This window comes from Nonomuraea purpurea (assembly GCF_042650645.1).
Classification (GTDB): domain Bacteria; phylum Actinomycetota; class Actinomycetes; order Streptosporangiales; family Streptosporangiaceae; genus Nonomuraea; species Nonomuraea purpurea.
The window spans coordinates 312,300-323,530 of record NZ_JBHSBI010000004.1 but is presented as its reverse complement, the minus strand read 5'-3'; the positions used below and the strand labels follow the sequence as shown (position 1 = coordinate 323,530).

Annotated in this window: 10 protein-coding genes; all 10 read left to right on the top strand. The window is 71.0% G+C overall.

Going from position 1 to position 11,231, the window contains the following annotated elements; genetic code table 11:
* Window positions 1-7 precede the first annotated feature (7 nt).
* On the top strand, window positions 8-874 hold the full coding sequence (locus ACFOY2_RS10370) for a dihydroorotate dehydrogenase electron transfer subunit (protein ID WP_379527890.1): 867 nt from the start codon (window positions 8-10) through the stop codon (window positions 872-874).
* Window positions 864-1,841 carry a dihydroorotate dehydrogenase gene (locus tag ACFOY2_RS10365; protein WP_379527736.1) on the top strand — a complete coding sequence of 326 codons (978 nt, stop codon included), beginning with the start codon at window positions 864-866 and terminating at the stop codon, window positions 1,839-1,841. The genes ACFOY2_RS10370 and ACFOY2_RS10365 overlap by 11 nt, the downstream gene beginning before the upstream one ends.
* A 439-nt stretch (window positions 1,842-2,280) precedes the next feature.
* Entirely contained in the window at window positions 2,281-2,973 is a 693-nt protein-coding gene (pyrF, locus tag ACFOY2_RS10360) for an orotidine-5'-phosphate decarboxylase (protein WP_379527735.1), read from the top strand.
* Window positions 2,974-4,125: 1,152 nt separating this feature from the next.
* Window positions 4,126-4,449 (top strand): integration host factor, actinobacterial type, encoded by a 324-nt coding sequence (gene mihF / locus ACFOY2_RS10355; protein WP_020541698.1) that lies wholly within the window; start codon window positions 4,126-4,128, stop codon window positions 4,447-4,449.
* A 94-nt stretch (window positions 4,450-4,543) separates the two neighbouring features.
* Window positions 4,544-5,158, top strand: a complete 615-nt coding sequence (gene gmk / locus ACFOY2_RS10350) for a guanylate kinase (RefSeq protein ID WP_379527889.1) — start codon at window positions 4,544-4,546, stop codon at window positions 5,156-5,158.
* A 5-nt stretch (window positions 5,159-5,163) separates the two neighbouring features.
* Window positions 5,164-5,433 (top strand): DNA-directed RNA polymerase subunit omega, encoded by a 270-nt coding sequence (gene rpoZ, locus ACFOY2_RS10345; RefSeq protein WP_043638590.1) that lies wholly within the window; start codon window positions 5,164-5,166, stop codon window positions 5,431-5,433.
* An 8-nt stretch (window positions 5,434-5,441) separates the two neighbouring features.
* On the top strand, window positions 5,442-6,764 hold the full coding sequence (gene coaBC, locus ACFOY2_RS10340; RefSeq protein WP_379527734.1) for a bifunctional phosphopantothenoylcysteine decarboxylase/phosphopantothenate--cysteine ligase CoaBC: 1,323 nt from the start codon (window positions 5,442-5,444) through the stop codon (window positions 6,762-6,764).
* A gap of 342 nt (window positions 6,765-7,106) precedes the next feature.
* Window positions 7,107-7,349: a hypothetical protein gene (locus tag ACFOY2_RS10335; protein WP_379527733.1), complete on the top strand. Its 243-nt coding sequence runs from the start codon at window positions 7,107-7,109 to the stop codon at window positions 7,347-7,349.
* A 128-nt stretch (window positions 7,350-7,477) separates the two neighbouring features.
* Window positions 7,478-8,671 (top strand): methionine adenosyltransferase, encoded by a 1,194-nt coding sequence (metK, locus tag ACFOY2_RS10330; RefSeq protein WP_379527732.1) that lies wholly within the window; start codon window positions 7,478-7,480, stop codon window positions 8,669-8,671.
* Between the two features lie 281 nt (window positions 8,672-8,952).
* A complete protein-coding gene (locus ACFOY2_RS10325) occupies window positions 8,953-11,217 on the top strand; it encodes a primosomal protein N' (RefSeq protein WP_379527731.1) in 2,265 nt (754 codons plus the stop codon).
* The last annotated feature ends 14 nt before the right edge of the window (window positions 11,218-11,231 follow it).

The window sequence follows — 11,231 nt, the reverse complement described above, 5'->3', positions numbered from 1 at the left end:
AAGACGACTGGCCGGCACTCCGGTGCAGGTGACGGGCACGGTGCTGACGACGCGCCGGGTCGACGCCTACCATGCGCTGACGGTGGTGGCGCCCGGCATAGCCGAGCGCTACCGCCCCGGTCACTTCGTCTCCGTGGCGGTCGGCGGGGCCCACACGTCGATGGTGACGCGCCGCGCGCTGACCATCCACGACGTCAAGTCCGACTACGGAGGCACGGTCGAACTGGTCTTCACCACCCGGGGGCCCGGCACGGCCTGGCTGGCCGAGCGGCGCGCCCGTGACACGCTCGACCTGGTCGGGCCGCTCGGCAGGCCCTTCCCGCTGCCACGCGACCCCGCCCACTGCGTGCTGGTCGGCTCCGAGTACGGCTCCGCCGTGCTGTTCCCGCTGGCCGACGCGCTGCTGGCGCGGGGCTGCCGGGTCGACTTCGTGCTCGGCGGGGCCGGGGCGGAGCGGGTCTTCGGGGCGATGCGGGCGCGCAGGATGGCCGAGACCACGACGCTCACCACCGAGGACGGCTCGCTCGGGCTGCGCGGAAAGGTCACCGACGCGCTGCCCTCGGTGATCGCCGACACGCGGGCCGACGCCGTCTACGCCTGCGCGCCCATGGCGACGCTGCGGGCGGTGACGGCGGTGGCGATGGAGTTCGACATCCCGGTCCAGGTGGCGGTCGAGGAGTCGATGGCCTGCGGGATCGGGGTGTGCATGACGTGCGTGCTGCCCGTCATCGGTGACGACGGGGCGACCAGGATGGTCAGGGCGTGCGCTGAGGGGCCGGTGTTCCGGGGGGAGCGGGTGCGCTTCGAGGACGTGGGAACGATCCCGTTCGACGCGCTCGGCGCCCCCGGGGGCGGTGCACGACATGTCAGTTGATATGCGGACATTTCTGGCGCATGTGGAGCTCGCGAACCCGATCACCACAGCCGCCGGATGCGCCTCCTCAGGACGCGAACTCGCCCAGTTCTTCGACCTGCACCGGCTCGGGGCGCTGACCACCCGTTCGATCACCATGGCGCCCCGGGCCGGGCGGCCCACACCCCGCATGGCCGAGACCCCCTCGGGGATGCTGAACGCCGTCGGACTGCAAGGGCCGGGTATCGAGGCGTTCCTGGAACGGGAGCTGCCCTGGCTGGCCCAGCGCGGCATCAAGACCATCGTCTCGATCGGCGGGGGCACCGTCGCCGAATACTCCGAACTCGCCCGCCGGCTCGCCGACGCGCCCGGGGTGACGGCGCTGGAGGTCAACCTCTCCTGCCCGAACATGGAAGACAGAGGACGCGTCTTCGCCCGTGAAGGCTCGGCCGCCGCCGAGGTCATCGCCTCGGTCCGCTCCATCATGCGCTACGACGTGCCGGTGGTCGCCAAGCTCGCCCCCGACGTGGCCGACATCGTCTCGGTCGCGCGGGCCTGCGTGGACGCCGGAGCCGACGCCCTGTCCATGATCAACAACCCGCTGGGGATGGCCATCGACACCGAGGCGCTGCGCCCCTCGCTGGCCGCCGTGACCGGAGGGCTGTCGGGGCCCGCGATCCTGCCGCTGGCCGTGCGGTGCGTCTGGCAGGTCCACGCGGCCCTGCCCGGGGTGCCCCTGATCGGCATGGGCGGGGTCATGACGGGCCGGGACGCCTTCCAGCTCGTCCTGGCCGGAGCCTGCGTGGTCGGGGTCGGCACCGCGCTCTTCCACGACCCGTACGCCTGCCTGCGCATCGAACGCGAGCTCGAAGACCTGCTGAGGGCCCGCGGCCTCCAGCGGCTGGCCGACGCCGTCGGCCTGGCCCACCGGCCGCCGGGAAGCGCCCCCCGGCACCTTCTCGTCGACACCGAGGAAAGCACCCCGTGACCGCACCCGTCCCCGCCACTCGGCCCGCGCGGGCGTTCGTCTCCGTCCCCCGGCTCGCCCCGGCGCCCGCTTTCGCCTCGGCGTCCGCTCTTGCCTCGGCGTCCGCTCTCGCTTCGGCCCCCGCTCTCGCTTCGGCCCCCGTTCTTGTCCCGGTCCCCGTTGTCGTCCGGGGGCCCGCTTTCGTCCAGGCCCCGGCCGCCGCATGGACGCCCGCTTTCGTCCCGGCCTCTGGGCCCGTCCCGGCGTCAGCGTTCGGCTCAGCTCTTGGAATGGTCTTTCCGCCTGCGACCGCCCTGAACGCCGGGCCCTCTCGGGCGCCCGCTTCAGGACCCGCTTCGAGTTCCGTGCCCATCCCGGCGCGCGCGTCCGAAGCCCCCGTGACACCCGCACCCACCGCCGTCGTTCTCGACGCGGCCTTCGAAATTCAGGAGAGCACGCCTTGACCCCCGCACCCATCGCCGTCGCTCTCGACGCCCCCGACCTGGAGACCGCCGCGCACTGGGCGGCCCTGGTGACGCCCCATGTCAGCACGGTCAAGGTGGGCCTGGAGCTCTACATGCGCTACGGCCCCGACGTGATCGCCTCCGTGCGGGGAGCCAGCGGCGTGCAGGTGTTCCTCGACCTCAAGCTGCACGACATCCCGAACACCGTCGCCGGCGCCTCCCGTGCGGTGGCCCGCCTGCGTCCCGCGATCCTCACGGTGCACGCCGCCGGAGGGCCCGCCATGATCCGCGCGGCAGTGGAGGCCGCGCCCAACACCATGATCGCCGCCGTGACGATCCTCACCTCGCTGACCGAGGACGACCTGGGCCGCATCGGGCTCATGGGGCCCGCCGACGACGCCGTACGCCGCCTGGCGGCCCTGTCGGTGGAGTCGGGGGCCACGGCGCTGGTGTGCTCGCCCCACGAGGTCTCAGCCGTGCGCGCCGAGGTGGGGGACGGGATCACGCTGATCACGCCGGGCGTGCGACCCACGGGGGCCGCCACGCAGGACCAGGCGCGGGTGGCCACCCCCGAACAGGCGCTGGCCGACGGGGCGGACCTGCTGGTGATCGGCCGGCCCATCACGGACGCCGCAGACCCGGGCGCAGCGGCCGCCGCCATCGCCGCCTCCCTCCGCCGTGCCACCTGACCAGCTTCTGTTCGCCCCCGCCGTGCCACCTGACCAGCCTGTTCGCCTCCGCCGTGCCACCTGACCAGCCTCTGTTCGCCCCAGCCTCCGCCGCGTCGCCTCGCTATGTCGTGTCGCCGCCGGGTGTCCGCTTGATGTCTGTCGCGCCTCTGAGGCACTCGTCTAGGTGAGTGAGTGCCCGTCTGGGCGGTGTTCCTGCGGCGTCTCGGCGTCCGCGCCGCGTCTGTCTGCGGCGTGTCGCGTCTCCGCGCCTCTGCTCGCCGTCGACCGTGTCTTCGTGTCCGCGCCGCGTCTGGCCCGTCCGTCTGCGGTGTGTCGCGTCTCCGCGTCCGTCTGGGCGACGTTTTGCCGGGTGTGGTGCTTCTGGGTCTTGCCGTGCCGACGTGCGGCTGCCTGCGGTGTTGTCGTGGGGCTCCAGTGCCCGTGCGTCGTCCGGGTGTGTCTTTGCGTTGGTGCGGCCTTTCCCTGGAGAAAACCCTTCGCCCCGCCAAATGGGCTCTCCGGTCGTGCGGGCCTTTCCCGGCGTGCCGGTGGGAAGCCATTCTTTACGGCAAGCCGACTTGCCCGCACGCGCCGACGCTGCTTTCCGTCTGTCATGGCCGGTTGTGAAGGCTCACGGGGCGCTCGCCGTGACGAGCGCATGCTTTACCGGAGGCGTGGCGAATTGTCGGCCATGTCCCCTTTGTGCCTGCCATTGGCTGAAGGCGCCATTGACAGGCCGTATCGCCGGAGCGGGGTGTGAGTACCGCCCCGATTGTCACTCCCCGTCGTGGGTGCGATGCGGAGGGCCGTGACGGGGAGTCGCCGGATCCCCCGTCGCGCCGGACCCCACTCACAAGATCGTAATGCATCCGGACGGGAGGTTGCACGTCATCCCGGTTATGGGTTTCGGCCCTGGTGTGGATGGGTTTTCGGACATGAGTGCGTGAGCCGAATGTGATCTTCATTGCGTTTCGCGACACCGACGCGGCCCGACGAGCGAACCGGGAAGTGAGGGCGATTTGATCAGCACAATGTGATTTTACGATCACGGAGAGTGATGAAGTGGATTTTGTGGGCAGAGAAACTGCCTTTGACGTTGCTTAGGGGGCGATGACCAGCTAGTTTCCCTTCCCGTCCGAGTACATCGACAGAAATTCGAGGTGACCCGGCGTGGCTCTTCCTCCACTGACCCCTGAGCAGCGCGCCGCAGCCCTGGAGAAGGCTGCCAAGGCCCGTAAAGAGCGTGCCGAGGTCAAGAACCGGCTTAAGCATGGCGCGGTTTCTCTGGCTGAGGTGCTCAAGGATGGGCAGACCGACGACGTCATCGGCAAGATGAAGGTGTCGGCCTTGTTGGAATCGCTCCCTGGTGTCGGCAAGGTCCGCGCCAAGCAGCTCATGGAGCGGCTCGCCATTGCCGAGTCCCGCCGCGTGCGGGGTCTCGGCGCGAACCAGAGGGCTTCCCTCGAGCGCGAGTTCGGTGGCAACGAGAGCTAATCTCTGTTCCACAAGAAAGCGCAGGTTCAACAGGGGGTAGAAAGTGACCGACAGGTCCTGGTCCGGCGAAGTCAGTGCCCACGAGGCGGTCGGACTGGGAGTGGAGGTCGACTTGCTGCCCCTGAGCGAACGGCGCCTGACGGTCCTTTCTGGGCCGTCGGGCGTCGGTAAGTCCACGGTTGTCGCCGAGCTCCGACGTGCGCACCCCGAGGTGTGGCTGTCGGTCTCGGTGACCACCAGGAGGCCCCGGCCCGGTGAGGTGAACGGGGTCCACTACTTCTTCGTCGACGGCGACGAGTTCGACCGGCTGGTCGAGTCGGGCGAGTTGCTGGAGTGGGCGGAGTTCGCGGGCAACCGCTACGGCACGCCGCGTGAGCCCGTACTGCGAAAGCTCGCCGCGGGCGTCCCCACCTTGCTGGAGATCGACCTCGAAGGCGCGAGGCAGGTGCGGCGGAGCATGCCGGAGGCGCTGCTGGTGTTCCTGGCCCCGCCCACGTGGGAGGAGCTGGAGAAGCGGTTGCGCGGCCGAGGCACCGAGCCGGAGGACGTCATCGCGCGCCGCCTGGAGGCGGGGCGGATCGAAATGGCCGCGGAGTCGGAGTTCGATCTCACACTCGTGAACACGAGCGTCGATGATGTGTGCCGGCGGCTGATAGCCTTGATGACTGACCCTCAGGGGGTCAAGACAACCACCAACCGAGAGGTCTGACAATCGTGGCAGGCACCACCCCGGCCGCGGAGGGCATCACCAACCCGCCGATCGACGCGCTGCTCGACATCGTCGACAGCAAATACTCCCTGGTGATCATGGGTGCCAAGCGCGCCCGCCAGATCAACGCCTACTACTCCCAGCTCGGCGAGGGCCTGCTGGAGTACGTCGGGCCGCTGGTCGAGACGCATGCTCAGGAGAAGCCGCTGTCCATCGCGCTGCGCGAGGTCTCCGAGGGCCTGCTCAACGCCGAGCCCATCGAAGGCGCGGTCTGACCCCTTCGATGACGCCAACGCGCAGCGGACAGAACATCGTCCTGGGCGTCAGCGGGGGCATCGCCGCGTACAAGGCGTGCGAGCTGCTGCGGCTGTTCACCGAGTCCGGACACGAGGTGCGGGTCGTCCCGACCCGCGAAGCCCTGAAGTTCGTGGGCGCGCCCACCTGGGCCGCCCTTTCGGGCAATCCCGTGGCGGCCGAGGTGTGGGACGACGTGCACGAGGTGCCCCACGTGCGGATCGGCAAGCGGGCCGATCTCGTCGTGGTGGCGCCGGCGACCGCTGACCTGCTGGCCAAGGCGGCCCACGGGCTGGCCGGCGACCTGCTGACCAACACGCTGCTCACCGCCACCTGCCCGGTCGTGTTCGCGCCGGCGATGCACACCGAGATGTGGCAGCACCCGGCCACCCGGGCCAACGTCGCGACGCTGCGCTCGCGGGGCGCCGTCGTGATCGATCCCGCCGTCGGGCGGCTCACCGGCGCCGACACCGGCCCCGGACGCCTGCCCGATCCCGCCGAGATCTTCCAGGTCTGCCTGCGCGTGCTGCGGGGCCGCCCGCGCGACCTGGCCGGACAGAAGATCGTCGTCTCCGCCGGGGGCACGCGCGAGGCGATCGATCCGGTTCGCTACATCGGCAATCGTTCATCAGGACTGCAGGGGTATGCCCTGGCTCGCACGGCCGTCGCCAGGGGCGCCGAGGTGACCCTCGTGGCGGCGAACGTGGCGTTGCCCGATCCCGCCGGGGTGACGGTGGTGCGGGTGGAGTCGGCGACCGAGCTGCGCGAGGCGGTGCTCGACGCCTCCGAGGGGGCCGACGTGGTGGTCATGGCCGCGGCCGTGGCCGACTTCCGGCCCGAGACGCGGCACGAGGCGAAGATCAAGAAGACGGATGGGGAGCCCGATCCCATCTATTTGACGAAAAATCCCGACATCCTCGCCGAACTCGGCGCCCGCCGCCAAGCCGCCTTTGGGTCGGCTTCGGGGTTTGCGGAGAGCGGTGGTTCAGCGGACACCGGTGCCGCGGGTGGCCCGGTGGTGGAGTCTGGGAGCGCCTCGGGGCGGGGGTCCCGAAGCGGGGCGTCCCCGAAGGTGATCGTCGGGTTCGCGGCCGAGACGCACGACGTGCTCGCCAACGGGCAGGCCAAGCTGGCCCGCAAGGGCTGCGATCTCCTGGTCGTCAACCAGGTGGGGGAGGGGCGCGCCTTCGGGACGCCCGACAACGCGGCGACGGTGCTGGTGGCGGGCGGAGATCCGGTGGAGGTGCCGCTCGGGCCCAAGGAGGACGTCGCCGACGCCGTGTGGGACCTGGTGGCCGCCCGCCTGTCCTGAGCGGCGAGTGCCCGCCCGTCGACCGACCGGGCCAGGTGGGGACAGGCAGATCTTCGTCGAAGCGGCCGACCTGAATACCCATACAAGGCGCGCAAAAACGTACCGATGGGGAAATTTGGTCTTAAAAACCCTGCACCGTACAAACTATGCAAGACGGATTACCCAATCACCTGTTGCTACACCCCGGACGCCTGCGGATACTTGGGGGCAAAGGGGGATGGGATGCCGGTGGGTTCTGCCGTCCGAGATCGTTGTAGAACAGTGCTAGGCGACCAAGGGGAGATTCACTACGTCTTTCCCGCATCGTCCGCGGGGCCGACGGATACGGGGAGCTTCCTCGTCGTGGTCACCGACATGTCTATATCGGTGCTGGCCACCAGAACGCTCAGGAGTGATCGTCCGGTTTCTGTGGTCGCGGCGTTCCCGCGACACACCCGGCTCGGGCCGATCATGCCCGGGCGGGTCATCGAACTGGGTGAGATGGTGTTCGAGTTCGATGAGGAGTACGCCGCCGTGGTCGCGGCCGCCGACGCGGAGATCTTCGCGCCGGAGACGCTGCCACCCGATCCCCTGCCGGATCTGTGATGGGAGTCAGATAGTGGACAGTTTCGCGACCTGGCGTCGTGTAGGGCTAGACTTCGGCGAGGCCCGGACACGCCCATCCGTCCCGGGCCTTAAATCCGTCAGCAGCCGCTGCATGAGGAGCCACTGAGTTGTCACGTCGCCTGTTCACCTCCGAGTCGGTCACCGAGGGCCACCCGGACAAGATCGCCGACCAGATCAGTGACGCGATTCTCGACGCCATGCTCAAGGACGACCCCAGGAGCCGGGTCGCCGTCGAGACGATGATCACTACCGGCCAGGTTCACGTCGCAGGCGAGGTCACGACCGAGACCTACGTCGACATCCCCGGCGTCATCCGGGAGAAGATCCTGGAGATCGGCTACGACGCCTCCCACAAGGGCTTCGACGGCGCCTCCTGCGGCGTGTCGGTGTCCATCGGCGCGCAGTCGCCCGACATCGCCCAGGGCGTCGACGACGCCTACGAGCACCGCGTCGGCGGTGACGGCGACGAGCTCGACCGCCAGGGCGCCGGTGACCAGGGCCTCATGTTCGGCTACGCCTGCCGCGAGACGCCCGAACTGATGCCGCTGCCGATCACGCTCGCCCACCGGCTGGCCCAGCGCCTGTCCGAGGCGCGCAAGTCCGGCGCGGTGCCCTACCTGCGTCCCGACGGCAAGACCCAGGTCACGATCGAGTACGACGGCGACACGCCCGTCCGTCTCGACACCGTGGTCGTCTCGACGCAGCACGCCGCCGAGATCGACCTCAAGGAAATGCTGACGCCCGACATCAAGGAGCACGTGGTCGACCCGGTGCTCGCCGACCTCGGCCTCGACCTCGACATCGAGGGCTACCGCCTGCTGGTCAACCCGACCGGCCGCTTCGAGATCGGCGGCCCGATGGGCGACGCCGGCCTCACCGGGCGCAAGATCATCATCGACACCTACGGCGGCATGGCCCGCCACGGTGGCGGCGCGTTCTCCGGCAAGGACCCGTCCAAGGTCGACCGCTCGGCCGCCTACGCGATGCGCTGGGTCGCCAAGAACGTCGTGGCCGCCGGGCTCGCCGATCGGTGCGAGGTGCAGGTGGCGTACGCGATCGGCAAGGCTCAGCCGGTCGGCCTGTTCGTGGAGTGCTTCGGCACCGAGAAGCTGCCGGTCGAGCAGATCCAGACCGCCGTGCTCCAGGTGTTCGACCTGCGTCCTGCCGCCATCATCCGCGACCTCGACCTGCTGCGCCCGATCTACTCGGAGACGGCCGCGTACGGGCACTTCGGCCGCGAGGGCTTCTCCTGGGAGTCGACGGACCGCGCCGAGTCCCTGAGGACCGCCGCGGGGCTGTGATCTGATCCCGGGCGGGGGTGACGATTCCGCCTCCGCCCGGTCTGTCTTCGCTGTGCCCTGACAGCGCTATCGTCCGTGGCGCTGGTGCCGTGCTCTGGGTGGTTTTCGCGGCCTTGAGCGTGAGCCGATCGGTGGCGGAGTCCGCCGGCCGTCGGTGTGGCCGTTCGGAGCGTGTGGTTGTGCTGCCCATTCGGTGGCCGTGCGGTGTGCTGTCGAGGTTGGGGTTCTGGGTCTCTCCGGCGGTGGGCGTTTCCGGGGATGAGGTCTGGTAGACGTTGTGCGTGACCGACTCCGACGACGCCCTTCTGCCGCTCGACGCCGTGCGGCCCCCAGCGTCGTCGAAGGACACCAAGGGGGCGCCGGTTCCCGCTCCCGAGCGGCCCGTCGCGAAGGTCGTGGTGGACAGCCCGCTGCCGCACCTGGATCGGCCGTTCGACTACCTGGTGCCCGCCTCCATGCACGAGACGGCCGAGCCGGGGGTGCGGGTGCGGGTGCGGTTCGCGGGCAAGCTCGTGGACGGATTCCTGCTGGAGCGGGCCGACGAGAGCGACCACGGGGGCAAGCTGATGCCTCTCGAGCGGGTGGTGTCCCCGGAACGGGTGCTCACGCCGGAGATCGCGGGGCTGGCCAGGGCAGTCGCCGACCGGTACGCGGGCACCCTGACCGACGTCCTGCGCCTGGCCATCCCGCCCCGCCACGCCAAGGCCGAGTCGGAGACCCCCAAGGCGCCTGAGGAAAACCAGCCGGCCGCCACGGCGCCGACACGCTCCGAACCCGGCGAGCCCGATGTCCCGGAGACGCGAGGCGCGTCCGGGGAACCCCATGTCGCGGCGACCCGGCCGGAGCCGGACGTCCCGGAGGCGCGGCCCGAGCCCGGCCCTTCGGCGCGAGGGGCGCGTGAGCCGGGCGTTCCCGCGCAGACGCCGGCCCTCCAGCGCCAGGACAGCGCCTGGGACGCCTACCCCACCGGCCCCTCCTTCCTGGAGGCCCTGCGCGACGGCCGCGCCCCCCGCGCAGTCTGGTCGGCCCTGCCCGGCGCCAGAGGCTGGGCGGGGGCGATGGCGGAGGTGGTGCGGGCGACGCTGGACGGCGGCAGGGGAGCGGTCGTCGTGGTCCCCGACGGCAAGGACGTGGCGCTGGCCGACGGCGAGTTCCTGCGGGTGCTGGGCGAGGGCAGGCACGTGGCGCTCACCGCCGATCTGGGCCCTGCCGAGCGTTACAGGCGCTGGCTGCAGGTCCTGAGAGGCCAGGTGAGGGCCGTCGTGGGCACCAGGGCCGCCATGTTCGCCCCCGTGACCGGTATCGGCCTGGTGGCCATCTGGGACGACGGCGACGACCTGCACGCCGAACGCCTGGCGCCGTACCCGCACGCCCGTGAGGTTCTCGGGCTGCGCGCCCACAGGACGGGCGCGGCGATGCTGATCGGCGGATACGCGCGGACGGCCGAGGCCACTCAGCTCGTCGCCAGTCAGTGGGCCAGGCCGATCGTGGCCGCCCGCACGCTGATCAGGGGCCTGGCTCCCCGGGTGCGCCCCGCGGGCGAGGACGCCGAGCTGGCCAAGGACCAGGCCGCCCGGCAGGCGCGGCTGCCCAGCATCGCCTGGCGGGCGCTGCGTCACGGGCTGGAGCGGGGCCCCGTGCTCGTCCAGGTCCCCAGACGCGGCTACCTGCCCGCGCTGGCCTGCCACCACTGCCGTACTCCGGCCCGCTGCGTCCTGCCCCCTACCCGCACGATCCCCCACAACGGCGAATCGGCGCTCCCGGTGGGCGCCGGGCTGGCCTGTCACGGCCCGCTGGCGCTCAGAGGCGGCCACGCGGCCCCCTACTGCCGCTGGTGCGGCCGGGTGGACGCCGACTGGCGCTGCCCCTCCTGCGGGAGCCCCAGGCTGCGTGCCGTGGTCACGGGCGCCCGCCGGACGGCCGAGGAACTCGGCAGGGCCTTCCCCTCGGTGCCGGTGCGCACCTCCGGCCGCGACGGCGTGCTGACCACCGTGCCGGCCACCCGCGCGCTCGTCGTCGCGACCCCCGGCGCCGAGCCGGTCGCGCAGGACGGGTACGCGGCGGCCGTGCTGCTGGACGGGTGGGCGCTGCTCGGCAGGGCCGACCTGCGCGCCGCCGAGGAGACCGTGCGCCGCTGGATGAACGCCGCCGCCCTCCTCCGCCCCGCCGCCGAGTTGGTGGTGCTCGGAGATGCCGGGCTGCCGGCCGTGCAGGCGCTGCTGAGGTGGGATCCCATCACGCACGCCGAGCGCGAGCTGGGCGACCGCGCCGAGCTCGGGTTCCCGCCCGCGGTGCGGATGGCGACGCTCACCGGCGCGGCCACCGCGGTCAGGCAGATGCTCGACGAGGTACGCCTCCCGGCCGACGCGCAGGTTCTCGGCCCCGTCCCCGTGGACGAGTCCGGTCAGGAACGCGCCATGATCCGGGTGCGCCGCGCAGGAGGGGCCGCTCTGTCAGCCGCGCTCAAAGGGGCCAGTGGGGTGCGTGCGGCGCGTAAGACGCCGGATGTCGTGAGGGTGAGTGTCGACCCACTCGACCTGATTTAAGCCGTTTCCCCGAT

Coding starts and splice junctions, on each gene's coding strand:
- coaBC (WP_379527734.1), top strand. CDS start 5,442: ATGACGCCAACGCGCAGCGGACAGAACATCGTCCTGGGCGTCAGCGGG.
- ACFOY2_RS10365 (WP_379527736.1), top strand. CDS start 864: ATGTCAGTTGATATGCGGACATTTCTGGCGCATGTGGAGCTCGCGAAC.